This is a genomic window from Anabaena sp. UHCC 0451 (assembly GCF_034931405.1).
Lineage (GTDB): Bacteria > Cyanobacteriota > Cyanobacteriia > Cyanobacteriales > Nostocaceae > RDYJ01.
In genome coordinates this window covers 135,966-159,902 of the sequence record NZ_JAYGHA010000008.1, presented here as the reverse complement: position 1 = coordinate 159,902, position 23,937 = coordinate 135,966, and the positions used below count along the sequence as shown (strand labels likewise).

The window sequence follows — 23,937 nt, the reverse complement described above, 5'->3', positions numbered from 1 at the left end:
AAAACCCAGTTCTATGACTCTTGCTAAACCTGCTGACATAGATATTACCTATCTTCCCGACCACACCGAGTTACCAGAGTCGGATTGAACATTTGTGTTAGCGAAGCGTACCGTAGGTCAAAATTTTCAAGAACATCCCCAAAGCATCTTACTAACAGACTCCATCAATAGCACCTTGCAAAAAATCCATCCTGATGGACAATATGCTATCGGTCAAGACTGCGGTATTTATTGGCGTTTAACCGAACCCCTGGAAAAAGGTGCGGAAGCACCAGATTGGTTTTATGTAGCCAATGTACCACCGATGTTAAATGGTAAATTCCGCCGTTCCTACGTATTATGGCAGGAATATATAGCACCTTTGATAGTTTTAGAATTTGTGTCTGGGGATGGTACAGAAGAGCGAGATAAAACACCGTTTAACGGTAAGTTTTGGGTATATGAACAAGCAATTAGAGTACCGTTTTATGGCATTTATGAGGTACAAAAAGCCAGTATAGAAGTTTATCACCTGGTTGATGGATATTATCAGTTAGTTACAGCTAATGAAAGAGGTCATTATCCTATTTTACCTTTAGGTGTAGAGTTGGGTATTTGGGAAGGACAGTATAATAATATGCAAGCTCCCTGGTTACGTTGGTGGGATTTACAGGGGAATTTATTGTTACATAGTGGTGAGAAATGCCTACAGTTATCTACTGAAGCGCAGGAATTAACATCTCAGTTAGAACAGGAACAGCAAAAAGCCGCACGTTTAGCGGAAAGGTTGCGGGAGTTGGGGGTTAACCCGGATGAGGTTTGATGAAGAGGAACGAACCGCAGAGGCGCAGAGGACGCAGAGGGAAGAGTTTGATCGGTTTTATGCGGTGTCTTGGGAGAAGAGGAACGAACCGCAGAGGCGCAGAGAATGCAGAGGGAAGAGTTTGATCGGTTTGATGCGGTGTTTTGGGAGAAGAGGAACGAACCGCAGAGGCGCAGAGGACGCAGAGGGAGGAGTTAGGAGGAGAGGATAATGCGTTTGATGCCTTCTTTGAGCAGAGGGACGTTAAAGTTGATGATCAGTCCTAAATTACACTTGGTCATTTTCAGGTAGGAGAGAAGTTGGGCTTCGTGAATAGGAAGGAGATTTTGTACAGCTTTCAATTCAACAATTAAACAATTTTCTACCAAAAAATCTAATCTACCTCTGCCTACTTCATGACCCTTGTATGTGACACTTACTGACTTCTCAACCTGATGATGTATACCACGTGCCATAAACTCAACAACCAGTGCCTCCTTATACACCTCCTCCACAAACCCAGGACCCAAAACCCGGTGTACCTCAATAGCAGCCGCAATAACCTCCCCTGTCAGCTGACTCATCTCCTCCCCTAACTCTCTTCTCTCTGCGTCCTCTGCGTCTCTGCGGTTCGTATTCATAAAAAAAATCCTGAAAAAAACAAATAACTACCAAATTAAACCAAATACAACCTCAATACAACCTCAATACAACCTCATCCCTCTGCGTCCTCTGCGCCTCTGCGGTTCGTATTCATAAAAAAATCCTGAAAAAAACAAATAACTACCAAATTAAACCAAATACAACCTCAATACAACCTCTTCTCTCTGCGTCCTCTGCGCCTCTGCGGTTCGTTTTTAGTAAAACCCAAAACTTTAACATCACCCCCATGCACTCAAAACATAAAATAAATCCCATTTTTACAATATCCCCCCCCGCTTCTAAACAAAATGCTAAAATCTGAAAGATGCTAGGGGTGCTTGTGAAAGCCAAGCTGAGATCAAACCCTTAACACCTGAGACTGGATAATACCAGCGTAGGGAAGCTGTATATTGAGGATTGTAATATGCGAACTGAATGGATAGCCAAGCGCAGTGGACAGGGTAATGTCACCCAAATGCACTACGCTCGTCAGGGTGTAATTACGGAAGAAATGCACCACGTTGCGAAGGTGGAAAACCTACCTGCTGAACTCATCCGGGAAGAAGTAGCACGGGGAAGGATGATTATCCCTGCTAATATTAATCACACTAATTTAGAGCCGATGGCTATTGGTATCGCCTCTAAATGTAAAGTCAACGCTAATCTTGGTGCATCTCCTAATTCTTCCGATGTTCAAGAAGAATTGGAAAAATTAAGATTATCCATTAAATATGGTGCTGATACCGTCATGGACTTGTCCACAGGTGGCGGTAATTTAGACGAAATTCGTACCGCTATCATCAAGGCTTCACCTGTTCCTATCGGTACTGTTCCAGTTTACCAAGCTTTAGAAAGCGTTCACGGCAGAATGGAAAACTTCACTGCTGACGACTTTCTCCACATCATCGAAAAACACGCTCAACAAGGGGTAGACTATCAAACCATCCACGCGGGTTTGTTGATAGAACATTTACCTTTAGTTAAAACCCGTCTCACAGGTATTGTTTCCCGTGGTGGCGGTATTTTGGCTAAGTGGATGTTATTACACCGCAAACAAAACCCCCTATACACCCATTTCAATGACATCATTGAGATTTTCAAGAAATATGATGTTTCCTTCAGTTTAGGCGACTCCCTGCGCCCTGGATGTACCCATGATGCGACAGATGCAGCGCAGTTAGCGGAATTGAAAACCCTCGGACAACTCACCCGCAGAGCTTGGGAACATGATGTACAGGTAATGGTGGAAGGTCCTGGCCACGTTCCAATGGATCAAATTGAGTTTAATGTCCGCAAACAAATGGAGGAGTGTTCAGAAGCACCTTTCTATGTTCTCGGTCCTTTGGTGACTGATATTGCTCCTGGTTATGACCATATTACTTCAGCTATTGGCGCAGCTATGGCGGGTTGGTATGGAACAGCAATGTTATGTTATGTGACACCTAAAGAACATTTAGGTTTACCTAACGCTGAAGACGTGCGTAATGGCTTAATTGCTTATAAAATAGCTGCTCATGCTGCGGATATTGCTAGACATCGGCCTGGTGCTAGGGATAGAGATGATGAACTCTCGAAAGCTCGGTATAATTTCGACTGGAATCGTCAATTTGAGTTATCTTTAGATCCAGATAGGGCTAAGGAATATCACGATGAAACTTTACCAGCGGATATTTATAAAACTGCTGAGTTCTGTTCAATGTGTGGACCTAAATTCTGTCCAATGCAGACTAAGGTTGATGCTGATGCTTTGACTGAGTTGGAGAAGTTTTTGGCTAAGGAACCTGTAGCGCAAGCTTAAATATTCGGCAACCAGATCCCCGACTTCTTCGAGAAGTCGGGGATCTAAAACCTAGTACATCAATCCAAATCTTTATATTGAAATTAAACCTCTAAAAATCTATGAGTGAACAAATTCAATGGACTGCTGAAGCTGAAGCTAAACTCAAAGACATTCCTTTCTTTGTCCGTCCTTTTGCTCGCAAAAAGATTGAAACCTATGCTCAAGAGAATAGTATATCTTTAATAACTCTGGAAATTTATGAACAGGTTAAACAACAATTCAATAAAAAATTTGACTAACATATAATGACTCGCCAATCTCATGACCAATTTGCTAAAGAATATTTAGAGGAATTATTAACACCTCTAGGAACAATTAAAAAAAGCGAAAAAGTTAAAAGCGAAGTTCAAGAAATTGATGTTTGGTTTGAACCATTTCCTTCTCAAACTCAGGAAAATCTACCTTTGGGTTTATTAGGGAAGATGGCGAAAACTCAATGTTTATTTGAGCCTTTTCGCAACCCACCATCAGAAATAGAAATTCGCAGTTGTTTACTCAAATTATATGCCGTTTATGGTGATGTAGTTAGGAAAGCAAAACGCGAAAACAGAAATATTGCTGAATCAGATTTACCGATTTTATGGATTTTAACACCAACTTTCTCAGATCGGATGATTGCAGGATTAGGTGCAGTTGAAATTACAGAAGATTGGGTTCAAGGTGTTTATTTTCTGCCGAATATCCTGAAGACAGCAATAGTTGTGATTCATCAATTACCAGAAAATGAGGATACGTTATGGTTGAGAGTTTTGGGGAAAGGAGGAACACAAAAAAGAGCGGTAGAGGAGTTAACTGAGTTACCTTAAAATAACCCTTTTCGAGAGAATTTGTTAGAAATTTTAGCGGACTGGCGCAAGAATTTAGAATTGAGAGATAATTTAAGTAGGGAAGAAGAGGAAGTAATTATGAACTTATCACCGGCTTATTTGCAACAAATAGAAGATTGGAAGCAAGAAGGACAACTTTATTTGATAACTTCTCTTCTGGAAGGACGTTTTGGTAGTTTAGATGCTGAGTTATCTGGTTTGGTGGAAAAGATTGCTAATATTCCTATTTCTGAACGCACTCAGTTACTTCTTTCTTTGGGTAATTTATCGCGTGAGGAGTTGTTGCAAAGATTGGGGAATGAGGAAGTTTAGGGTAGAATACTTTTTGGCAGTTTGAGGAGATTTCCCAAACTGCTGATTTTTGTTTGATGCTTATAGACTGAGTTTTATAGTCGTTTGTTAAAGTTAAAAGTAGTGAGGATAGATAGGAGTGGGTAGTCATAATAGTACATTAAAAGTAATACAACACTCTCTAGATTTTGGAGTCTTAGAATCACAGAACATTGAAAAAGATGTACAACCTTTAAAACAAGGTTTTCAATTACAATATACACATCATAATGGGAAAATTTATCAAGGTAATTCACTAGATTGGCTGGCATCAATTGAATCAGAAAGCGTGGATCTAGTTTTTGCAGATCCACCTTATAATATTAAAAAAGCTGAATGGGATAATTTTGAAAACCAAGAAAAATATATCGAGTGGTCAATTCAATGGATTCGTCAAGCTTCGCGTATTCTTAAGTCAACTGGATCTCTTTACGTTTGTGGTTTTTCAGAAATATTAGCTGATTTGAAATATCCATCATCAAAATATTTCAAAAATTGTCGTTGGTTAATTTGGCACTATAAGAACAAGGCTAACTTAGGTAGTGATTGGGGACGTTCCCATGAAAGTATTATTCATTTTCGTAAATCAGATCAAGCGAAAATTAATATTGACGATGTGCGAATTCCTTATGGCGCACATACATTAAAGTATCCTTCCCATCCGCAAGCAGAAACAAGTGCTTATGGAAAAGGTAAAACTAAAAAAAATAATAACTGGACACCTAACCCAAAAGGTGCAAAGCCTAAAGATGTAATAGAAATTCCTACTACTTGTAACGGAATGGGTGAGACAACACCTCATCCAACTCAAAAGCCAGAAGAATTATTAAGAAAATTTGTTCTTGCATCATCTCAGGAAGGAGATTTGATTATTGATCCATTTTCAGGATCAGGGACAACTCTTGTAGTTGCAGAACAACTTAACCGTCGTTGGATGGGATGTGATCTAAATATTGATTATAATTCTTGGGCAATTAATCGATTAAAAAATGTCCGCCGCATGACAAAGGAAGAATGGATCGCCTTTGATCGCAAAAATTCAGAACGCAGGGAGTCTATTCGATGAGGTTAGAAGATTTAGTAAATCATGCAGTGGACAAAGAAAATTTTCAGACTATCCAAAACTACATTTCCTTTTGCAGAAACTATCTAGAATTTATAGCGAATGGCTTACAAGCTAGAATAGTTTCACAAAATGAAAATTATTACCAATTTTATCAATATACAAATGATGGTCATTACAATATAACTCGCCCAATCAATACTAACTTAATGTATGATGCTGAAATATTTGAGATTTCTTATAGTCAGTTTCTACAAACTCTTGATCAGTTAAGAGATAGACAGTTACCAGAGGAATCATCAAGGCAGGTTTTGATCTGTACAATCTATACACTTCAGCAAGCTATTGGTGCTACCCTCGACGCATTACCTTCAGGAAAGTCTAACCAAGCCCGTAAAGTAAATGGGGATCTTTTTGAACGTCTCATTCGTCTTTTAATTGCATCTTTAAATGTAGATTGTGTTTCTGGAACAGTGCAAGTTCCAATTAAAGATGATAACGGAGTAATTTTGTTTAATACGACCTATCAGCATGACTTGTTGATTAGTGAAGACAATGAACTCAAGATTATTGGTTCGGTTAAAACTTCGAGTAAAGACCGTATTGATAAAATTTTTGTAGATAAGTTTTTATATAATAAGCTAACTAGCACGGCTTTACCTCACATTGCAATTTTTTTAAATGATGTACAAAGAAAGAAGACCAAGCACCAAAATCGCTATGGTATTAATGCAACATTTTTGCCAGGACACTTTAAAGCTTACACCATTAAACTAAATCCACTTGACGGTGTATATTACTGTGATATTCGCCCGAATATGATTACAGATGGATTACTCTCTCAGCATATTCAAACTATTGATAATTTCTTTTATCGTGATATTTGGGATTTGCTAAGTAGTCATGGACAGTCTTTAGAAGAAGTTGAAATTGAGGAAGGTGAAAATAAGGAAAGCGAATAATATTTATCTTTTGGGCATTTTAGTTTAAATAAGAAAACACAATCTTTTAAACATTAATTGTCGTTTTTATAGGCAGGGTTTGTTTCTTAACCCAGCTTTGAGAAAATGCACAAACTGACAAATCAGTTCTTGTGTGATCGCAAAGCTGACCGAAGGTATCGCTTATAGTGTGATTTTGGGAGTGCGATCGCTTTCAGCTAAAATAGAATAAGGTAGTTTTGACTCTGATATTCCTTTATTGTTAGATTGAACTACTAAAGCAGGACGACGTTTAGCGGTTTTTAAGTTTGAGTCTGGAAACAAAACCAGCACCACTTGTCTACGACTATAGAGCATCGTAAACGTCCATTTCCGGTTGATCCCAATCTTCCGCAAAACATTGTAATCTACCTCTTAAATTGGCGGCTTGTTCTTCATTCATTCCGCGAGATGCCAAATCTACAGATTTTCTATTATTGAATAAATTTGACTCCATAATTAATGCTAACTTTAACTGAATTTGTTCCTGTTCTTCTTTTGTGCTGCGGCGATAAGCTTCGGCAATATTGGATGGAACTTTAATGATTATCTCTTCTATAGTATTCATAGTTTACTTGTCTCTAATCTTTCTATTTTACAATCATAATCTAATTTTTGAATTACTGCTGATTGTGTCAATTGGTTTTACGCTACCTGAAAATCACTGTATAGAATTATTATCGGTTGAGTTGAAAATCTAGAAACATATTCACAAACCCCCTCCAACCTTGTGGCAAAATTGATCAGAGTCCTAAAAACTGATTATTCCCAGCATGACCGCAACTATTCCCAATCTCCCCAGTCTCTACGAAGCCTTCTCCACAGAAGCCAAATGGCAAAAATTCTGGGAAGAAAACCAAGTCTACAAAGCAGACCCCAACCACAAAGGTGAACCCTACTGCATCGTCATCCCTCCCCCAAACGTCACCGGCAGTTTACATATAGGTCATGCCTTTGAAAGCGCGTTGATTGATACCCTCGTCCGTTACCATCGGATGAAAGGACGTAATACCCTATGGGTTCCAGGAACAGACCACGCCAGCATAGCAGTACAAACCATTCTCGAAAAGCAACTCAAGGCTGAAGGAACAAACCGCGATGATGTCGGTCGAGAAAAATTTCTAGAACGCGCTTGGCAATGGAAAAATGAATCTGGCGGTACAATTGTTAATCAATTACGCCGTTTGGGTGTATCCGTGGACTGGTCGCGGGAACGCTTCACCTTAGATGAAGGTTTATCAAAAGCAGTTTTAGAAGCATTTATTCAGCTATATGAAGAAGGCTTAATTTACCGTAGTAATTATCTGGTTAACTGGTGTCCCGCTTCCCAGTCGGCGGTGTCTGACTTGGAAGTTGAACCCAAAGAAGTAAATGGTAATCTTTGGCACTTCCGTTATCCCCTCAGTGATGGTTCTGGTTTTGTGGAAGTGGCGACAACTCGACCAGAAACAATGTTAGGTGATACAGCCGTTGCGGTTAACCCTGATGATGAACGGTATAAAGATTTGATTGGTAAAACATTGACTTTACCAATTATGAACCGAGAAATTCCCATTATTGGTGATGAATTAGTAGACCCTGCTTTCGGTACAGGTTGCGTGAAAGTGACTCCTGCCCATGACCCTAATGACTTTGAAATGGGTAAGCGTCACAATTTGCCGTTTATAACTATAATGAACAAAAACGGCACGCTTAATGAAAATGCCGGTGAATTTCAAGGACAAGACCGCTTTGTTGCTAGAAAAAATGTCATTGCCCGTTTAGAAGCTGATGGCGTACTGGTAAAAATAGAGGAATATAAACATACAGTACCTTATAGCGATCGCGGAAAAGTCCCTGTTGAACCTCTGCTTTCAACCCAGTGGTTCGTGAAAATTCGCCCCCTGGCTGACAAAACCCTAGATTTCCTAGACAACCAAAATTCCCCTGAGTTCGTTCCCCAACGCTGGACGAAGGTTTATCGTGACTGGTTAGTAAATCTGCGTGACTGGTGTATTTCTCGTCAGTTATGGTGGGGTCATCAAATCCCCGCTTGGTATGCTGTCAGTGAAACCGGGGGAGAAATTACCGACTCCACACCCCATTTTGTCGCCCGCAATGAAGCCGAAGCTTGGGAAAAAGCTAAAGCACAATTTGGCGAAGAAGTCAAGTTAGAACAAGACCCCGATGTTTTAGATACTTGGTTTTCTTCTGGTTTATGGCCTTTCTCTACTTTAGGCTGGCCAGAAAAAACCCCAGATTTTGAGACTTATTACCCCAACACCACCTTAGTTACAGGCTTTGACATCATCTTTTTCTGGGTAGCGAGAATGACGATGATGGCGGGACATTTTACCGGAAAAATGCCTTTCAAAACTGTTTATATTCACGGTTTAGTGAGGGATGAAAATAATAAGAAAATGTCCAAATCAGCAAATAATGGCATTGACCCATTATTGTTGATTGATAAATATGGAACTGATGCCCTGCGTTATACTTTAGTGAAAGAAGTAGCGGGTGCTGGTCAAGATATTCGCTTAGAATATGACCGCAAAAAAGATGAATCCATATCTGTAGAAGCATCTCGTAATTTTGCCAATAAAATATGGAATGCCTCCAGATTTGTGATGATGAATTTGGATGGACAAACTCCAGCCCAACTAGGTAAACCTGAACCCATAGAACTTAGTGATAAATGGATTCTTTGCCGTTATCATCAAGTAGTTAAACAGACAAATAACTACATTGATAATTACGGTTTGGGAGAAGCAGCTAAAGGACTTTATGAGTTTATTTGGGGTGATTTCTGCGACTGGTATATTGAATTAGTCAAATCCAGATTACAGCCAGACGCAGATCCCACATCTCGTAAAGTTGCCCAACAAATTCTTGCAGAAATATTGGAAGGAGTATTAAAGTTACTTCATCCTTTTATGCCCCATATTACTGAAGAAATTTGGCAAACTCTCACCCAACAACCAGCCGAAAATCCTCAAATTTTAGCTTTACAAAGCTATCCTGAAGCAGATACAAATTTAATTGATTCTGGTTTAGAAGAACAATTTAATTTGTTAATTGACACTATCCGCACCATTCGCAATTTACGCGCCGAAGCTGATGTTAAACCAGGGGTAAAAATTACCGCTAATTTGCAAAGTGAAAGCGAAAAAGAAAGATCAATTATCACAACTGGAGAGTCTTACATCAAAGACTTAGCTAAGGTAGAAACCTTAACTATTTCTGATGCTGGTGTTACTATTGCTGAACCAAAAAGCAAGCCAATTTTTAATAGCAAGTATTGGCGTACTTTCAAAACCATTGGTTTAATTACTATTGTCTTAGTATTCCTCAGAGTCGCTATCTTTGTCGGTAATACATCTTTAGGTTTGCCATTTTTTGGCACTTTCTTTGAAACTGTGGGTTTGGGTTATGCAGGTTGGTTTATTGTTCGCTATTTATTCAATGGGAAAGCAAGACAAGAATTATTTGCGAAATACTTCCCACCCAGTGACGCACCAAGCGAACTCAAACCAGAACCCACTCCAAAACCAGAAAAAGAAAATTCTATTTCCGGTGTTGTTGGTACAATTCAGGTTGTTATCCCCTTGACTGGGGTAGTTGATATTGAGGTTCTGCGAGCAAAATTAGAGAAAAGCTTGAATAAAGTTGAAGCAGAAGTTAAATCTTTAGGTGGAAGATTGAGTAATGCTAGTTTTGTAGATAAAGCACCCGCTGATGTGGTAAAAACTACAAGAGAAGCTTTAGCAGAAGCAGAAAAACAAGCCGAAATTTTGCGTGAACGCTTGCTTTCTCTATAAAAAATCAATGGTAATAGGTAAGAGGTAATAGGTGACAGATTAAAGAATTAGGACTTACACAAGTGTCACACCAAAAATCTGTTGTAGGGTGCGTCAGACTGCATAAATCCTGCAAATAAATAAATTGTTGATATCTGACGCACCCTACCAATGTGCCAGTTGCGTAAGTCCTGAGAATATTTCTCGATATCCAATTATCAATTATCAATTATCAATTACCAATTACCAATTACCAATTACTTTACTATGCTGTATCTCGCCCAAGTACATAAAAACAATTTTTTAGACCAATATCAATTACGCTTGTTAGCACGTCAGGAATCTGAATATTCATGGTCTATCATTTCAGAAGAAGCTTTTATTCTCCTGGGAAAAGAAAACACTTGGGGAGAAAAAGTGCTGGTATTAGCGGAACTTTCTGCTACAGGTGAAATAGAAAAGATCGAAGATTCTACAAGTTGGGTACTTTATCTAATTCAAACTTATCTCAAAACTGGTATTACGCCAGATTTTCTCCTACAGGAAACAGAAAAAATGGAAGATTGGCTACAATCTTTAACCTTGCAAAACCAAGATTTAGCACGTCGTACTTTGGAATTAGAAGCACGTCGTGAACAAATCCAAGCCTTAGAAGAAAGTCTCAAGCGTGACCAAAATAGTCAAAAACAAGATAATTCGTAAAGAAGGGAATGGGGAATGGGGAATAGGGAATAGGGAAGAGTTGTTAATTTTAAGTTTTGAATTTATTTCTTCTTACCAATTACCAATTACCAATTACCAATTACCAAGACTTATTCTGCTGCTAATAATTGCCGAACTAACCTAGCTACAGCTTTTTGTGTAAAGCGATTAGCAACTTGTTGACCTAAATAATGCACTCTTGGATTAACTAGTATCTGCGTTAATTGGGGAACGAGTTTAGCAGGATCAAAACCTTTAGTTTCTCGGAGAATACCCAAAATTCCTTTAATATGCTCTAAGGTTTGTTGTTGTTCAAGGGTTGCACCAGGTATTTCATTTACTGCTGTTAAACCAACTCTTTCTCGCAGTAAATAAGTAAAATTATGTAATACATTTTTACCAACAGCATCCATGCCATTGATAAACTCATCTACTAACCTATCACGAATGAATTCACCCCGTGCAGAAGACAAAAAATCTACGCTCTGATTCATGACTAAGTTAAAGTCATACTCTTGATTACTCCGAGCATTTTTTAACAAGTTTTCCAAACGATTCCACCGGAATTTACCATCTTTAAACAATAAATCTTGTAGTGAGTTTCTTAATTCATCTGCTGGGTCAGTTAACAGCCGTTTAGAAACATAAGGATAAGCTTCACTAAGAACTTTAAAGTTAGGATCTATGTAGATAGCAATCCCTTCTAAAGTTACTAAAGAACGAATGATTAAAGCATAGTAAGGAGGTACACGGAAGGGATACTCATACATTAATGCCGATAAATCATCGGTGATGCTTTTAATGTTTAATTCTGCAACACTTGCACCTTGAGCATTAGCAAAAACCTTGGCAAAAGCGGGGACAATAGGTGTTAAATCTGTTTCTGGGGCAAGAAATTCTAACTTGACGTAATCTTGTGTTAATAAGTCAAAGTCACGATTAACAACATGAACGATCGCTTCAATTAAACCGTAACGTTGCGGTGGCTTAATTTCGCTCATCATCCCAAAATCAAGATAAGCTAATTTACCATCAAATGTAGCTAACAAATTACCAGGGTGGGGATCAGCATGGAAAAATCCATGTTCTAATAATTGACGCAGGGAACACTGAACCCCTACTTCAATTAAATAACGTGCATCTATTCCTAGTTCCTTAATTTCTTGAGTTTGAGTTAACTTAATACCGTTAATCCACTCCATCGTTAACACACGACGGTTGGTGTATTCCCAATAAATTTTTGGTACATATATATCTTCCATATGCCCATATAATTCAAAAAAGCGTTCAGCATTTTCACCTTCATGGATATAATCCATTTCTTCAAAAATGCGATCGCCCAATTCATCTAAAATCCCGACTAAATCGCTTCTTACCCGTTTTACCTTTCTTTGTACCAACCCAGCTAAGTATCGCAAAATATACAAATCAATTGTGATTCGTTCTCGCAAATCTGGACGCTGGACTTTAATCGCAACCTCTTCCCCAGTTTTGAGTTTACCCTTATATACCTGTCCCAAAGAAGCCGCAGCAATCGGATTAGTCGAAATTTCTGCGTAAATTTCATCTGGACGGCTTCCTAGTTCTTCTTCGATAAACTGGTAAGCTAGTTCATTAGGAAATGGTGGTAATTGATCTTGCAGTTTAGTTAATTCTTCGAGATATACTGGCGGAACTAAATCTGGTCTAGTAGATAAAGCCTGTCCAATTTTGATATAAGCAGGACCTAATTGCGTCAGTAATTCTCTTAGTTGAACGGCTCGACGACTATCATTTTTGACAACTACTCCCCGCTTCTTATCCCACCATATCCCAAAAATATATAACAAGGTTGGTTTTAAAACTGTCAAAATCCGCCGCAAAACTTGTAATGGTCTACTTTGGTAATATGTCTTGATTTCTTCAGGATCGTAACCCAGTGTCAAAGGTTCGGCTTCAGCTAATACCTTTGGTTGATGCTTTGCTGATTGTCTTGGTGCATTGATAACTAAGACAGGGCTACCACTTTCTGGTAATACTTCAATTAAGGACAATTCGCTTCCGCGACTATCCTCCGCAGTAGATTGAGAATTAGAGGGAAGACTTTTAACCATCATCAAAAAAGCCACCAGTGAGATGAACGCTGTTAAGTATTGTAACAATATGTTGCTATTTTCGCATATCCCCAACGAGTAGAAACTGAAAACAAGGTATAGAGGACAGAGTGGCTAGTACCGCTTCGCGGAAGTCAAAAGTCAAAAGTCAAAAGTAATAGGTCATAAGCTTTTTGGCGGTTGAGAATGGTTGGTTTATTTACGCCTTGCTGTACTAGTAACTGAAATATCTTAATTCCTTTAAAATTATAATTACAGGGGAAATTGCGCCTCAATTGTTCGGTTCTACCACTGTCACTAATACACAAAAAGCCATAACCTCATAAATATATAGTGCAATGTCTACTTTAGCTGCTGTTAGACGCTCGTCAATCAAGGGGTGAAAACCTGTGTACGAATGGATCTTGCCAAGTTTGAGGGAAATTTTATCTGCAAGCCAATCAAATATGGCTGAGTGTTCGTCTGCCAAAGCAGAGCAGCAATGGCGTATCAGTCTAGCAGCTACAGAACATCTGCTACTCAACAATTTAGGAACAACAACATTTAATATTACCCAAGGTTTAGTTTTGACTGCACCTGCACCCTTATTTAGTCAGCCAAAACTTACTCAAAGTCTACAAACAGTTACTTTTACCGCCAAACCTTTTAATCCTTTGGCTTTAATGCCGTTTCATGTCTCACCAGCGATGAGGCAAAGTGCGAGCAAAGGAGCAATATCTGCTTTGGACGACACTACCCTAATAAATAACTACGCCTACACAAACCATCAAATCAATCCCGAAGAATCTATTTTACCTCTATTACCCGCAGATCCTCTGGGTGCAGAGCAGTTTTGCTTAGTGTTCACAGAAAAATTTAGATTAGTTCTGGTTTTGTCAGAACACCATAGTGGTAAAAAAGAATTTTTATTTTCCTTTGAACCAGAGGTAGTGCAACAAGCTTGGCAAGCATTAGGAGCTAGAGTAATCTTAACTAATCCAGAATTATTCGCTAACTTAGATACATTAGTCCAAAAATATCCTCCAGCCGCACCAAACTATCAAACTATAATTCAATTTAGCCAGTTTTTACTTCAGGAATTACCAGAGACAGAAACGGATAAATTAACACATACTATTCCTCTTTCTCCACCTCTCCATCTTCATGTTTCCTCATCAGCAAAACCATCTTCCCGTTCTGATGTGGAATTACTACAAGCTTTTGCTCACGAAGTTCGTACCCCACTAGCTACTATTCGTACTCTAACTCGTCTGCTACTCAAGCGACGGGATTTACCTACTATTGTTATTAACCGCTTGGAAGTTATTGATCATGAATGTACTGAACAAATTGATCGGATGGAGTTGCTATTTAAAGCCGCAGAATTAGAAACTTGTACAGCAGCAAAATCTGCTAATACTCATCTAACTCCCATGTCTTTGGATCAAGTTTTGCAGCAAAGTATCCCCCGTTGGCAACAAGCAGCAAATCGCCGAAATTTAACTTTAGATGTGGCTTTACCTCAGCAACTACCAACGGTGGTTAGTAATCCCGCTATGCTAGATCGGGTACTCACAGGTTTAATGGAGAATTTTACCCGCAGTTTACCTCCTGGTAGTTCTATTCAAGTTCAGGTTATTCCCGCTGGTGATCAACTCAAGTTACAATTATCGCCTCAATTAGATTGCCATGATACAACCAGAACAGTAACACTACCAATTCGTAAATCTCTCGGTCAATTATTAATGTTTCAACCGGAAACAGGAACTATTAGTTTAAATATTGCTGCAACTAAGCATCTGTTTCAAGCAATTGGTGGTAAGTTGATTGTGCGTCAGAGTCAGCAATATGGCGAAGTATTAACGATTTTTTTACCTTTAGAAGTTAGTGGTAAACATAAGCTAAAAGTCACTTAATTTTTAGATGACTAGATTATCCATTAGAAATTACTAAACATCATCAATTTCCATCAGTTTTTGTCGAGATGATAAACCGGATTTAATTCTGATATCAGACTTGCTGACATTAAACTTTTTTGCCAATATTTTAATTAACTCTTCATTAGCTTTACCATCAACTGGTGGTGATTTTAAGTGTACTGTTAAACTACCATCTGCTTCTTCTATAATTTTCTGTTGTTTAGAATTTGGTTTAACCTTCACTTTTTTTTGCATAACACCAAATAACTGTAGTTGCTAATAACGGGATCTTGGGTAGGATGATTATAAATATCGTCTTTCCTGCATAAGTTGAATTGCTTGAAAAATAGCTTCTACTTTTACAGGTTTAGAAATATAATCATCCATACCCGCAGCTAAACAATTTTCTCTATCTCCTGTCATGGCATTAGCAGTCATGGCTATAATATAAGGACGACTTTCACCCCATAGTTGATAAATTTCTTTAGTTGCTTCTATGCCATCTAATTCTGGCATTTGTATATCCATAAAAATAACATCATAAAATTTCTGTTGTAAACAAGTCAATACTTCACAACCATTAATGGCAATATCTATTTTATATCCCATCTTTTGAAATAATTTATTAGCAATTTTTTGATTAATTATATTATCTTCAGCTACAAGAATACTTAAAGGTATTGTTTCAGATAGATTACTATCTAATTCAATTGTCTTATTTTCTGTATAGTTTAAAACTGTATCTAAATCTAGCTCAAAACTGAAAACACTACCTTTACCTAATTCACTGACTACTTCAATATTACTACCCATCATCTGGGTTATTTTTTGACTAATTGCTAAACCTAATCCTGTTCCTTGCGATTTTAATCTGGTTTCTCCTATTTGTTCAAAAGCTAAAAATATACTTGCCAATTTATCAACCGGAATACCCACACCTGTATCTGTGACTTTAAATTTAATTGTATTCAAAAATAATGAATTACCTTGTATTTTTTGGGTAATAACATTGACGGAAAATCTTACCTCTCCTATAATTGTAAATTTAAAGGCATTACCTAATAAATTTAGCAAAATTTGCCGTAATCTTTTTTCATCAGCTTTGACAATTGCCGGGATATCAGAACTAAATTGATAATTAAAAGCAATATTTTTCTCCGCTGAATAATTTTCACAAATCTCTACTACTTTTTTCAGAAAATCTGGAAAATTAAAATGTTTGAGTTCTAGTTCCATTTTCCCAGATTCAATTTTAGAAATGTCCAGAATATCATTGATTAAAGTCAGTAGGTGTAAACCAGATTTTTCAATAATTGCGATATCCTCTTTTTCCTGATTTGTCAATTTTGGTAAATGCTGAAAAACTTGAGCAATACCTAAAATACCATTGAGTGGTGTCCGCAGTTCATGACTCATATTTGTGAAAAATTCACTTTTAGCAAGATTAGCATTTATAGCAGCTTGTTTGGCTTCTAATAATTCTAAATTTTGCCGAGTTAGCTGTTCCCTTTGCTGTTTTTCTTGTTCCAATAAATGAGCATGAGCTAAGGCAATACCTACTTGATTTGCAACGGCTTCTAAAAACTCAATCTCATGATGATTCCATTCACGAAAACCATCATATTGATGTATGCTAATCAGTCCATTGACTTCACTATTATAAGATGTACGTACACTGAGCATTGATTTTAAGGGAATGCCTTGATCTTGAGTAAATGTGATGGGAATAGTATCATTATCATTCATCACATAAGCAACGGCTTGATCATTAGTAAATATTTTTTTTACATAAGGATTATGATTAAGGTTGATATTTAATTTAGCAATTGATTTATAATTATTTTGTAAATACTCTGCTCTCGGAACAAGTACAGGATTTGGTGTAGAACTATAGGTATAAATTAAGCATTTATTAACTTTTAATGCTTGTCCAACTTCGTTAACTGTTATAGAAAATATTTCCTGTGTATCTAAGTTTTGACGAATTTTTTCAGTAATTTTTTTCAGAAGTAAAGCTCGCTCAAATTGTTGCTCTAAAATTGCTGCTGTTTGTTGCAGTTCTGAAGATTTATTTATTAATTCTTGTTGTGATTTTTGTAAAATTAATATTGCTTGTTTTTTTTCTGCTAAAACAGCAATTAAGACAAGTGTAGTTAATACAATTACTCCGATAAAACATTGTAATAATATTAAAGACTCATTTAAGTTATCACTAGCAAATGTTCCTAATTGTCTAACTGTACCTAAAACTGCAATCAAAGCCACAACAACAATTAAGTTAGTAGCACCTATTTTTCCAAACCGGAAAGCTACCCAAACTAAACAAGGCATTAGCATATACTCTAGGGAATATTGACCCCAAAAAGCATTTTCACTTATCCAAATTACTATTCCTATTAATAATAAAGATTCAGCTAATTGCCAAATATTTATGGTTTGATAGCGAAATTTTAGCCGATTTTTACGCCTTAGTAAATTATCTTTAATAAATTCTCCCCACGTTAACAATGCTGGCGTAAAAATAAAAATTCCAGCTACATTAGATATCCACCAAGTTAACCAAGTTTGTATGTATATACTGCTGGATATTTTTCCACCTAATGTTAAAGCTGTTACTCCCACTGTGGCATTTACAACTGGTCCGATCATACCAGTGAAAGCTAAAAATTTAACTACATCACCAAGTCGTTTAAACGGATAAATATTGCTGATTGATTTGCGAAGTAAAAAACTCCCTAAAAGAGTACCTAAAGTTGTGCCGCCAGCAATAGCTAAAACCTGTAAAATTGAGAGGATTAGAGTAATCGTGTTATTTGTATCAATAAACGCCCAAATATTTGCTAAAAAAGAACCAATTAACACCCCTGGCCAAATCCAAGAGCCAAAAATTAAAATAGCAGCAGTGGCAAAACCATCAGGTGGCCAAACTGGTGTAACATTTTGTGGAGTAGAAGCTAGAAGACGAGAAAATTGTGCAGTTTCATAGTAAAGAAATACCAAAATTGCTATTAATCCCAGACGTATAAAAATAAGTCGTAAGTTGTACTTCATCTCCCCAATACACCCATGGCTAAAAGTGCTGTTCCATAAGCAGCTTCGGTGTTGATAGAGGAAAATACAGGTACTTTTAAATATCTGCCTCTAATAGCCATCCAAGTGGAATTGGACGCACCACCACCAGCAGTATGGACGTGGGTTAATTGATCTGCACCAAGTTGTTGTAATAATTCATACCCTCTTGCCTCTATCCACGCCATGCTTTCTAATAAGCCATGTAAAAAGTCTTTGGGGTTATCTGGCCGGGGTTCTAGTCTGGGGAGTAGGTGGGGATCATTAATAGGAAAGCGATCACCTGCTTTTAATAATGGATAATAATCTAATTTACTCATCTTTGATATATCAATTTCCTGACTCAAACTAACTAATTCCTCATCAGTAAAAAATTTTTTTAATACTGCACCTCCTGTATTAGAAGCTCCTCCAGTTAACCACAAATCACCTAAGCGATGGCTATAAATTCCATATTGGGCATCTTCTATACGGGTACGACTCAAAAGTTTAAGTACCAAGGTTGAACCTAAAGAAGTTACAGCTTCCCCTGGTAATTTTACGCCACTAGCCAAAAAAGCCGCAATACTGTCTGTTGTTCCTGCACACACCAAGCAATCAGGTCTAAAACCAATTTTAACTGCAATTTCTGGAGTTAATTCGCTAATTGATGTACCTGGTGCTAAAACTTGGGGTAGATGTATGGGAATTTGTAGTTTTTCTAGCCATTCTGGATATTGCAATTTTTCCACGTCATAACCTAATTTCAAAGCATTGTGGTAGTCACTAATGCCTAATTTCCCATGCAAAAGAAACGCTAACCAATCAGCTTGATGTAGCAAATATCTGGCTTGACTAAATGTAGGTAATTGCTGCATCCATAGCAATTTCGCTAGACTAGACGTAGCACTCAACACGGTGTGGTTTGGTGGTGCAATACTGCTCAAATCCTTGAGCATCATTGATCCCCGTGAATCGTTGTACAATAGGGGTGCATCTACAGGCTGGCCAGCAGCATCGGTAAGCAAGATTGTCGAGGAAGTACCATTGATAGCGATCGCCCCAATTTCTCGCCGCAATTCCCCTGGAATTCCTTCTAGAAGACTCCATAAAGCCTTCTTCCAGCAAATTACCCAATCAGCAACATTTGCCCAAGGATGACGCATTTGGAAGGCAATCCTCGCTTCATCATCAATCACTACCGCCCGTGCGCCAGATGTACCAAAATCAATACCCAGGTATAAAGTCATAATAGGGAATAGGGAATAGGGAATAGGGAATAGGGAATAGGGAATAGGGGAGCAGAGGAGAAAATTCTTTCCTAATCCCCAATCCCCAACTTATGTTTTTGTTGCGTCTTGTAACAAGATATTCCCCAATCTTGGCAAAACAGGGAAAAGTAGTAAACGAAGTGTTAATCATCTAGTTTGAAGTTAAGAGGGTTTCCACCATGTCTATATCAGATACTCAAGTGTACATTGCTCTAGCTGTGGCTCTAATTCCAGGTATTCTCGCTTGGCGTTTAGCTACTGAACTTTACAAGTAAGTCCTGGATGTGAAACTTCCAGAAGACTAACTCAACCTGGTCATACAAGGTAAAATCTCTAGAATATTATGGACTTTAAGCCAAAAGTATCTTGAGAAAATTCACCTGCGTATGCCAGGTATTTTTTTTAATGATGTAATACTTGTAGAAATTTACAAAAAATGAAGTAATATGGCAGCTAAATCAAATCGCAATTAGCGCCAGTTTGCTTTTAACGGTGCTTCCCTTCAATCAGCGAGGCTAATTTTATAATTATGAACGCCTTTCAACCATCTACTCCACCGCTACAACCAGTAAAACAACGTCGATCCGTACCTCGACCTAAAAAACATCTACGCCAACGTTCTTACCAAATCATGGCACTGGAAACTTCTGCTAAAATAACCGCTAACTTGGTTATTATGACAGCAGCAATATCAGCCCTAACTCAGCTTTTACCTTATCACTGGCTACAGCAAGATAAGTTGCGAGAAATTCGCACAGAAGTCAAATTGATGGAAGGACGTGTTAATACTTTGAAAGTGGAATTTAGCCGTAACTTTGATCCCAGTCAATCGAATAGTATTAGGCAAGAACAATCTTACCGTTTTGCTCCCAATCAGCGGCAGGTAGTGTTAACTAATCCAGATTCTAAAAATGCGGAACAATCAGACTCCACACCCTGAGACTAATTAAAATGATTTGTGATTCTAGCTATATATAAACTGGATATCAATTTCTGCTGATATTAATGGCTAATAGTTAATACCTAACTATTGAAGAGTCTTTATAGTTATCATCTATTAGCAAATCAACGATACAGGGACACTACCAAAAAAATCAAATTTGAAAAATCAAGTTTTTTGAACTTTGAGATTTTGAATTTATTGTTAAAAATCTACCAATCTGTTTTTTGGGGAAACAGTAACTCATCTAACCAATTTTCTAATTGCAGTCGTAGTCGATAATTACAAATATTCTCACTTTTATCCAGAGAGTTTATATATGCAAGAGCGCGATAATAATCTGCGATCGCACAATTCCAGTCACCCCAAAGATGATAAGTTCTACCACGTTCAGCCCAGATGTTAGCTTGTAACTGACCAAACAGCATTGCAGTTTCAAAATTATCAATAGCTTCCTGATATTGTCCCAAATCGCGTAACGTAATACCTCGGTTAATCCAAGCACGAACATAACGCGGATTTAAATCCAATGCCTGATCATAATCCATTAGGGCGGCCGACAATTCTCCACAAGCAGCATAGTAATTAGCTCGGTTATTATAAACACTAGCTAACTTAGGATTTAGCTGCATCGCTGTATTGTAATCACCAAGAGCTTTTTGGTATTCACCACTTTGAAAATAAATTAGCCCCCGGTTGTTATAATCGGCTGCATTTTGCGGATTATTATCAATAAGTTGGTTTAATAAAGCGATCGCCTCAGTGTAATCTCCTTGATGTGCTAACTTAAGAGCATAGGATCGTAGGTACTTGTCCTCTAAAGAAGATTGGTTACTACCCTGAATCTCAATTCTTGTATACGTGGTAATTTTGTTATCGTCTTTATATAGTTGATTTTGCTGGCTACCAGAACTAAAAAAGGAGTAATGATCCATATATTGCCACCTGAGCTATTTGCTCTTTAAAATCAAATGATCGTTTATTGCCTAGTACACTGCGGCGTAAGTTAATGGACTATTCTCAATCGTTCAAAAGCTGATTCTATATTACTTTTGACTTTTGACTTTTGACTTTTGACTTCCGCCCTGCGGTACTAGTGGGTCTTTGTTTACTGTTTCACTATTTCAGGAATCGAGGCTTAAGTGAATAAATTTAAACTACTTAAATAATTAAGCCGTAAACCTACAAATATATACATCACTACCAATGGCAATTCCAGACAGAATTTCCATTAATCTCTAAAAATAGTCAATTAGTCACAGTGACAAGTTGGTAGAATGCCAACAAGCTAGGTAACAGGGTTAATAACGGAATAAGCTAAGAAGCAAAAGTGGATTAATGTTTCCCAATCCCCTGCCCCAATCCCCAATCTCCAATCCCCAATCCCTAAATTCAAACTTTGAGTAAATTTCCGATGACAACAGCAATTTCTTATCCAGATGCTTTAGACCTTACAGCCGATGATTACATTGTGATTGGCTTGGCAACCTGCTTCTACAAAGAAGATGGAGAAGTTCATCAAATCGAAGTTATTGAGCCTATTCCTTCAGCAGCATTAGAAGCGATATTAAAAGGCATTCCTACGTCATATAAGCTCGCCTATGCAACAACTCTGGGATCTTTATTGGCAGGTGATAACCTGTTGTTACCTCCAGGATTTCCAGAGTCAGCACAGTTTGGAGATGAATTTGAGTTGAGGGCATTTTCAGCTGCACGCACCTACAAACGTCGTCAATCAGCCCAATCCCTAATCCCCGCAGGTGCAACCAAAACAGATTTTAATTATTCTACAGAACGCAAGCGGGTCTTAAATGCTGCCAGAGTTGTCAGCAAAGAAGACAATGTTAAACAACATTCTCATACACACAAAGTTCTTTAATAGGTAATTATGTTGAAACTTTACGGTGGCGCTTTTAGCCGTGCATCAATTATCAAGTGGTATTTAGAGGAACTGCAAATTCCTTACGAATTCATCCTCTTGGATATGAAAGCAGGTGAACACAAACAGCCTGAGTACCTAGCAATTAACCCAACGGGAAAAGTTCCCGCAATTGTTGATGGTGACTTTCAACTGTGGGAATCTGGGGCAATACTGCTCTATCTTGCCGAAAAATATGCTAAAACTCCACTTTCTCTAAAGGAACGCGCCATATTTTCCCAGTGGGTATTATTTGCTAATTCCACCTTGGCTACAGGAATTTTTGTGGAAGCCAATCGGGAAAAGGAAATGCCGCACTTATTGACTCCACTCAATGAAATTTTTGAGCAGCAACCCTTCTTACTGGGTAATGAATTTACCGTGGCTGATGTTGCGGTGGGATCTATACTCGCTTATATTCCCATCATGCTGAAGCTGGATTTAAGCGCCTACCCAGCCGTATCGAACTATATTCAGCAAATTTCTCAACGTCCAGCGTTTAAAAACAGTATCGGTGCAGGACGCAGTTAGAGGAAGGGAGCAGGGAGCAGGAGGCAGGGGAGGCAGGAGGCAGGAGGAGAAAAGAGTTATTTAATTTTGACTTTTGACTTTTGACTTTTGACTTTTGACTTGAGTCTGCCCAGTCCCCAGTCCCCAGTCCCTAACGATAATTTGTAAATTGCAAAGCCACAGGATAGTCTTCTTGCTTGAGTCGCAGGATCACAGTTTGTAAGTCATCTTTAGCTTTAGCTGTCACCCGCACAGCATCACCTTGAATTGAGGCTTGCACTTTTTTGAATTCGTCGCGAATTAATTTAGAGATTTGCTTGGCAATTTCTTGACTGATGCCTTTTTTGAGGGTAATTTCTTGACGCACTCGGTTCCCACTGGCAGATTCAACTTTGCCAAACTCAAAGATTTTTTGGGAGAGGTTCCGTTTAGCGGCTTTTTCGCGCAGTATGCCGTGTACAGCCTCTAAAGTCATATCGCTGTCCGTGTTAACAGTAATGCTGTTTTCGCCTAACTCGACAGTAGTTTGGGTATCTTTGAGATCGTAACGGCTTTTAACGTCTCGCACCACTTGATCAATAGCATTGACCAATTCTTGGCGGTCAAAGTCGCTGACAATATCAAAAGAAAAAGTAGAAGCCATAGAAAATTTTAGATGTGATATGTTTAATTTGGTAATCGGTAATCGGTAATCGGTAATTGGTAAAAAGGGAACAGGGAACAGAGTTTTTGACTTTTGACTTGATTCTCACCAGTCACCAGTCACCAGTCACCAGTCACCTATCCTCTAACCTGGATGATACTCAGGTAGAAGAGAGTGGCAGAACTAAAAGACCCAATGCCAAACATGAGCGATCGCAAAATGGGTATATTCGCAATATAAAAAATAGAGTATAGCAAGCGAGCAAGGATAAAGGCGATCGCTGCCACTGCTGCCGTCGGAGAATTTACACCTGTTATGTAAGCCATTAGTGCTGCGGGGGCAAAAGTCATGAACGTTTCAAAAGAGTTTTGATGCGCCCAGGTAGCTCTTTGGGCATAAGGTGGCAATTTATCGAACATGGCACGAGGCGCGGATAAATCATACCCCACCAACACACGGCCGTAAGCTACTAATAAATACGGTACATAAATTAGAACTGCGGCAGCAGCGATAGAGTACAAAAAAATAGCTGGGATGGGCAGTTGCAATAGGGACATTAAGCTAATAAGTATTGGTATTAGTTTTTTTGTGCATGATTGTGAAGGAATACTGAGTAATTTAGACAAATCATTACCCAGTACCCATTGGTAATTACCCATCTCTATCATTAGCTTT

Annotated in this window: 21 protein-coding genes, 2 pseudogenes and 1 riboswitch; of the genes and pseudogenes, 13 read left to right on the top strand and 10 right to left on the bottom strand. The window is 38.2% G+C overall.

The genetic code is table 11. The annotated features are described in order from the left end of the window. Positions 1 to 13 precede the first annotated feature (13 nt). Positions 14 to 802, top strand: a pseudogene (locus VB694_RS07920) (Uma2 family endonuclease). A 194-nt stretch (positions 803 to 996) separates the two neighbouring features. Here VB694_RS07920 and VB694_RS07915 read toward each other — a convergent pair. Next, positions 997 to 1,422, bottom strand: a complete 426-nt coding sequence (locus VB694_RS07915; RefSeq protein WP_323359760.1) for a GxxExxY protein — start codon at positions 1,420 to 1,422, stop codon at positions 997 to 999. 321 nt (positions 1,423 to 1,743) lie between these two features. Then, a riboswitch (TPP riboswitch) is annotated at positions 1,744 to 1,841 on the top strand. Between the two features lie 6 nt (positions 1,842 to 1,847). On the opposite strand from VB694_RS07915, the gene thiC reads away from it, so the two are divergent. From thiC to VB694_RS07890, 5 genes and pseudogenes are all read left to right on the top strand, one after another. Continuing rightward, positions 1,848 to 3,221, top strand: coding sequence for a phosphomethylpyrimidine synthase (gene thiC, locus VB694_RS07910; RefSeq protein WP_323359759.1), 1,374 nt, complete (start codon positions 1,848 to 1,850; stop codon positions 3,219 to 3,221). A 101-nt stretch (positions 3,222 to 3,322) separates the two neighbouring features. Further along, on the top strand, positions 3,323 to 3,502 hold the full coding sequence (locus VB694_RS07905; RefSeq protein WP_323359758.1) for a PCP reductase family protein: 180 nt from the start codon (positions 3,323 to 3,325) through the stop codon (positions 3,500 to 3,502). Positions 3,503 to 3,508: 6 nt separating this feature from the next. Then, positions 3,509 to 4,402 (top strand): annotated as a pseudogene (locus VB694_RS07900) (hypothetical protein). A gap of 118 nt (positions 4,403 to 4,520) precedes the next feature. Beyond that, on the top strand, positions 4,521 to 5,486 hold the full coding sequence (locus VB694_RS07895) for a site-specific DNA-methyltransferase (RefSeq protein WP_323359757.1): 966 nt from the start codon (positions 4,521 to 4,523) through the stop codon (positions 5,484 to 5,486). Continuing rightward, positions 5,483 to 6,445 (top strand): hypothetical protein, encoded by a 963-nt coding sequence (locus VB694_RS07890; protein ID WP_323359756.1) that lies wholly within the window; start codon positions 5,483 to 5,485, stop codon positions 6,443 to 6,445. The genes VB694_RS07895 and VB694_RS07890 overlap by 4 nt, the downstream gene beginning before the upstream one ends. Before the next feature lie 162 nt (positions 6,446 to 6,607). On the opposite strand, the gene VB694_RS07885 is transcribed toward VB694_RS07890, so the two are convergent. Together VB694_RS07885 and VB694_RS07880 are read right to left on the bottom strand one after the other, a co-directional pair. Continuing rightward, a complete protein-coding gene (locus VB694_RS07885) occupies positions 6,608 to 6,781 on the bottom strand; it encodes a hypothetical protein (protein ID WP_323359755.1) in 174 nt (57 codons plus the stop codon). Beyond that, on the bottom strand, positions 6,771 to 7,031 hold the full coding sequence (locus VB694_RS07880) for a hypothetical protein (RefSeq protein WP_323359754.1): 261 nt from the start codon (positions 7,029 to 7,031) through the stop codon (positions 6,771 to 6,773). The genes VB694_RS07885 and VB694_RS07880 overlap by 11 nt, the downstream gene beginning before the upstream one ends. 205 nt (positions 7,032 to 7,236) lie before the next feature. On the opposite strand from VB694_RS07880, the gene VB694_RS07875 reads away from it, so the two are divergent. Continuing rightward, the gene (locus VB694_RS07875; protein WP_323359753.1) at positions 7,237 to 10,260 is read left to right on the top strand and encodes a valine--tRNA ligase; all 3,024 of its coding nucleotides are present in this window, start codon (positions 7,237 to 7,239) and stop codon (positions 10,258 to 10,260) included. Positions 10,261 to 10,506: 246 nt separating this feature from the next. Continuing rightward, positions 10,507 to 10,941, top strand: coding sequence for a hypothetical protein (locus VB694_RS07870; protein WP_323359752.1), 435 nt, complete (start codon positions 10,507 to 10,509; stop codon positions 10,939 to 10,941). Between the two features lie 110 nt (positions 10,942 to 11,051). On the opposite strand, the gene VB694_RS07865 is transcribed toward VB694_RS07870, so the two are convergent. Further along, positions 11,052 to 13,037 carry an AarF/ABC1/UbiB kinase family protein gene (locus tag VB694_RS07865; RefSeq protein ID WP_323359751.1) on the bottom strand — a complete coding sequence of 662 codons (1,986 nt, stop codon included), beginning with the start codon at positions 13,035 to 13,037 and terminating at the stop codon, positions 11,052 to 11,054. A gap of 386 nt (positions 13,038 to 13,423) precedes the next feature. On the opposite strand from VB694_RS07865, the gene VB694_RS07860 reads away from it, so the two are divergent. Continuing rightward, positions 13,424 to 14,929: a HAMP domain-containing sensor histidine kinase gene (locus VB694_RS07860; protein WP_323359750.1), complete on the top strand. Its 1,506-nt coding sequence runs from the start codon at positions 13,424 to 13,426 to the stop codon at positions 14,927 to 14,929. A 33-nt stretch (positions 14,930 to 14,962) separates the two neighbouring features. Here the strand turns inward: VB694_RS07860 and VB694_RS07855 are convergent, their stop codons facing one another. Genes VB694_RS07855 through VB694_RS07845 form a run of 3 tightly spaced genes read right to left on the bottom strand, consistent with a single transcriptional unit; the run spans position 14,963 to position 19,230 of the window. Beyond that, the gene (locus VB694_RS07855; RefSeq protein WP_323359749.1) at positions 14,963 to 15,187 is read right to left on the bottom strand and encodes a DUF167 domain-containing protein; all 225 of its coding nucleotides are present in this window, start codon (positions 15,185 to 15,187) and stop codon (positions 14,963 to 14,965) included. A gap of 48 nt (positions 15,188 to 15,235) precedes the next feature. Further along, positions 15,236 to 17,983: an MASE1 domain-containing protein gene (locus tag VB694_RS07850; protein WP_323359748.1), complete on the bottom strand. Its 2,748-nt coding sequence runs from the start codon at positions 17,981 to 17,983 to the stop codon at positions 15,236 to 15,238. Further along, on the bottom strand, positions 17,980 to 19,230 hold the full coding sequence (locus VB694_RS07845; RefSeq protein ID WP_323359747.1) for an FGGY-family carbohydrate kinase: 1,251 nt from the start codon (positions 19,228 to 19,230) through the stop codon (positions 17,980 to 17,982). The genes VB694_RS07850 and VB694_RS07845 overlap by 4 nt, the downstream gene beginning before the upstream one ends. A 200-nt stretch (positions 19,231 to 19,430) precedes the next feature. Between VB694_RS07845 and psaM the strand changes: the two genes are divergently transcribed. Then, positions 19,431 to 19,526 (top strand): photosystem I reaction center subunit XII, encoded by a 96-nt coding sequence (psaM, locus tag VB694_RS07840; protein WP_015141228.1) that lies wholly within the window; start codon positions 19,431 to 19,433, stop codon positions 19,524 to 19,526. A 254-nt stretch (positions 19,527 to 19,780) separates the two neighbouring features. After that, entirely contained in the window at positions 19,781 to 20,191 is a 411-nt protein-coding gene (locus tag VB694_RS07835; RefSeq protein ID WP_323359746.1) for a hypothetical protein, read from the top strand. A gap of 212 nt (positions 20,192 to 20,403) precedes the next feature. Here the strand turns inward: VB694_RS07835 and VB694_RS07830 are convergent, their stop codons facing one another. Beyond that, positions 20,404 to 21,126, bottom strand: coding sequence for a tetratricopeptide repeat protein (locus VB694_RS07830; RefSeq protein ID WP_323359745.1), 723 nt, complete (start codon positions 21,124 to 21,126; stop codon positions 20,404 to 20,406). Positions 21,127 to 21,605: 479 nt separating this feature from the next. Here VB694_RS07830 and VB694_RS07825 point away from each other — a divergent pair, with 479 nt between their 5' ends. Next, a complete protein-coding gene (locus tag VB694_RS07825; RefSeq protein ID WP_323359744.1) occupies positions 21,606 to 22,070 on the top strand; it encodes a hypothetical protein in 465 nt (154 codons plus the stop codon). Positions 22,071 to 22,079: 9 nt separating this feature from the next. Then, the gene (locus tag VB694_RS07820; RefSeq protein ID WP_323359743.1) at positions 22,080 to 22,640 is read left to right on the top strand and encodes a glutathione S-transferase family protein; all 561 of its coding nucleotides are present in this window, start codon (positions 22,080 to 22,082) and stop codon (positions 22,638 to 22,640) included. 130 nt (positions 22,641 to 22,770) lie between these two features. Here the strand turns inward: VB694_RS07820 and VB694_RS07815 are convergent, their stop codons facing one another. Next, on the bottom strand, positions 22,771 to 23,262 hold the full coding sequence (locus tag VB694_RS07815; RefSeq protein WP_323359742.1) for a YajQ family cyclic di-GMP-binding protein: 492 nt from the start codon (positions 23,260 to 23,262) through the stop codon (positions 22,771 to 22,773). 137 nt (positions 23,263 to 23,399) lie between these two features. Beyond that, on the bottom strand, positions 23,400 to 23,819 hold the full coding sequence (locus VB694_RS07810) for an MAPEG family protein (RefSeq protein ID WP_323359773.1): 420 nt from the start codon (positions 23,817 to 23,819) through the stop codon (positions 23,400 to 23,402). Positions 23,820 to 23,937 lie beyond the last annotated feature (118 nt).

Excerpts from the sequence above, each read along its gene's own strand:
- VB694_RS07865 (WP_323359751.1), bottom strand. The coding sequence starts at position 13,037 with ATGATGGTTAAAAGTCTTCCCTCTAATTCTCAATCTACTGCGGAGGAT.
- VB694_RS07830 (WP_323359745.1), bottom strand. The coding sequence starts at position 21,126 with ATGGATCATTACTCCTTTTTTAGTTCTGGTAGCCAGCAAAATCAACTA.
- VB694_RS07890 (WP_323359756.1), top strand. The coding sequence starts at position 5,483 with ATGAGGTTAGAAGATTTAGTAAATCATGCAGTGGACAAAGAAAATTTT.
- VB694_RS07810 (WP_323359773.1), bottom strand. The coding sequence starts at position 23,819 with ATGTCCCTATTGCAACTGCCCATCCCAGCTATTTTTTTGTACTCTATC.
- VB694_RS07835 (WP_323359746.1), top strand. The coding sequence starts at position 19,781 with ATGAACGCCTTTCAACCATCTACTCCACCGCTACAACCAGTAAAACAA.
- VB694_RS07845 (WP_323359747.1), bottom strand. The coding sequence starts at position 19,230 with ATGACTTTATACCTGGGTATTGATTTTGGTACATCTGGCGCACGGGCG.
- VB694_RS07885 (WP_323359755.1), bottom strand. The coding sequence starts at position 6,781 with ATGCTCTATAGTCGTAGACAAGTGGTGCTGGTTTTGTTTCCAGACTCA.
- VB694_RS07870 (WP_323359752.1), top strand. The coding sequence starts at position 10,507 with ATGCTGTATCTCGCCCAAGTACATAAAAACAATTTTTTAGACCAATAT.
- VB694_RS07820 (WP_323359743.1), top strand. The coding sequence starts at position 22,080 with ATGTTGAAACTTTACGGTGGCGCTTTTAGCCGTGCATCAATTATCAAG.
- VB694_RS07915 (WP_323359760.1), bottom strand. The coding sequence starts at position 1,422 with ATGAATACGAACCGCAGAGACGCAGAGGACGCAGAGAGAAGAGAGTTA.
- psaM (WP_015141228.1), top strand. The coding sequence starts at position 19,431 with ATGTCTATATCAGATACTCAAGTGTACATTGCTCTAGCTGTGGCTCTA.
- VB694_RS07880 (WP_323359754.1), bottom strand. The coding sequence starts at position 7,031 with ATGAATACTATAGAAGAGATAATCATTAAAGTTCCATCCAATATTGCC.
- thiC (WP_323359759.1), top strand. The coding sequence starts at position 1,848 with ATGCGAACTGAATGGATAGCCAAGCGCAGTGGACAGGGTAATGTCACC.
- VB694_RS07855 (WP_323359749.1), bottom strand. The coding sequence starts at position 15,187 with ATGCAAAAAAAAGTGAAGGTTAAACCAAATTCTAAACAACAGAAAATT.
- VB694_RS07815 (WP_323359742.1), bottom strand. The coding sequence starts at position 23,262 with ATGGCTTCTACTTTTTCTTTTGATATTGTCAGCGACTTTGACCGCCAA.
- VB694_RS07850 (WP_323359748.1), bottom strand. The coding sequence starts at position 17,983 with ATGAAGTACAACTTACGACTTATTTTTATACGTCTGGGATTAATAGCA.
- VB694_RS07825 (WP_323359744.1), top strand. The coding sequence starts at position 21,606 with ATGACAACAGCAATTTCTTATCCAGATGCTTTAGACCTTACAGCCGAT.
- VB694_RS07875 (WP_323359753.1), top strand. The coding sequence starts at position 7,237 with ATGACCGCAACTATTCCCAATCTCCCCAGTCTCTACGAAGCCTTCTCC.
- VB694_RS07905 (WP_323359758.1), top strand. The coding sequence starts at position 3,323 with ATGAGTGAACAAATTCAATGGACTGCTGAAGCTGAAGCTAAACTCAAA.